This is a genomic window from Acidovorax sp. ST3, from assembly GCF_003231145.1.
Lineage (GTDB): Bacteria > Pseudomonadota > Gammaproteobacteria > Burkholderiales > Burkholderiaceae_C > Acidovorax.
On record NZ_QKVP01000047.1, the window covers coordinates 1 to 668 of the forward strand.

Consider the following 668-nt stretch of genomic DNA (forward strand, 5'->3'; position numbering starts at 1 on the left):
CAACAACGACGTGGCGCAACTGATCGCGTGGGATGCGCCGGCCGGAGCGGTCGACCCCGCGCGGGGCCGCGACCTACCCGACCAGATCCGCTGCGACTACTCGATGGCGTGCCGCTGACCCCGGCCGGCGCGGCGCGCCGCCCGGCATCGCGCGGCCGGGCGGCCGCTTACTGGGCCTTGTCCTTCGGCGCGCTGGCCACCAGCGCGTCAAAATCCTTGTCCAGCGCGGCCAGCGAATCGGCGATGTGGGCTCGGCGTTCCTTGATCCACTTGTCCTGCGAGGCCAGTTGCTCGCGCGCCTCCTTGATCATGCGCTCCATTTCCGCCGGCTGAGGGCCGCCACTGGTGGCGCGGTTCTTGACGATGGCGACCGGGTCCAGCGTCGAACGGAACTCGGCCTCGCTCATCGGCAGTTCGTTCGGGTACTTGGAACCCTTCATCGCCTCGGCGTAGATGCGGCGCGCCTGGTCATACGGGAAGTCCAGCGGCTTGATGTTGTTGGCCTTGGCGTAGCTCACCACTTCCGACGCGAAGTGATGGCCGTCGCGGAACGGCAGCTTGTACTTGCGCATCAGCACGTCGGCCAGTTCCTGCGAAGCGGTCCAGTCGCTGTTCAGTTCCTCCAGCGCGCGGTCCGGGCTGATCACCATGGCCTTGAGCACGCGATC

The 668-nt window shown here is 67.7% G+C and carries 1 pseudogene; it reads right to left on the reverse strand.

Annotated features, from left to right (window positions below):
* Positions 1-167 precede the first annotated feature (167 nt).
* A pseudogene (locus DNK89_RS23455) lies at positions 168-668 on the reverse strand (argininosuccinate lyase); the annotation flags it as partial.